General features: G+C 77.7%; 1 pseudogene. It reads left to right on the top strand.

Annotation, left to right across the window (positions count from 1 at the left end):
• A pseudogene (locus AC1DYG_RS21115) lies at positions 1 to 350 on the top strand (hypothetical protein); the annotation flags it as partial.

Below are 350 nucleotides of genomic sequence, written 5' to 3'. Positions count from 1 at the left end.
GCGTGGGTGCGTGCGCTGCTGGACCTGGTCCTGCCCCGTGAGTGCGGCGGCTGTGGGGCCGTCGGGACGCTCTGGTGTGAGCGGTGCCGGGTCGCGTTGGCTGCCGGGCCGGTACCGCTGTCCCCGAGGGTCGACCCGGGGGTGCCCGCCTGGGCGGTCGGCAGCTACGTCGGGGCCCGCCGGGCGGCGGTGATCGCGGCGAAGGAGCGTGGCCGACGTGACCTCGCGGTCCCGCTGGGGCAGGCTTTGGCGACGGCGGTGCGTCGGCTGCGCGAACTCGGCGAGATCGACCCCGCGGAGTTGGCCGCACTGACCCTGGTACCCGCGCCCAGCCGGCCGCGGGCGGCCCG

The organism is Pedococcus sp. P1_H8, from assembly GCF_056405175.1.
The sequence above is the reverse complement of the archived record's forward strand: the minus strand, read 5'-3'. Positions and strand labels throughout refer to the sequence as shown.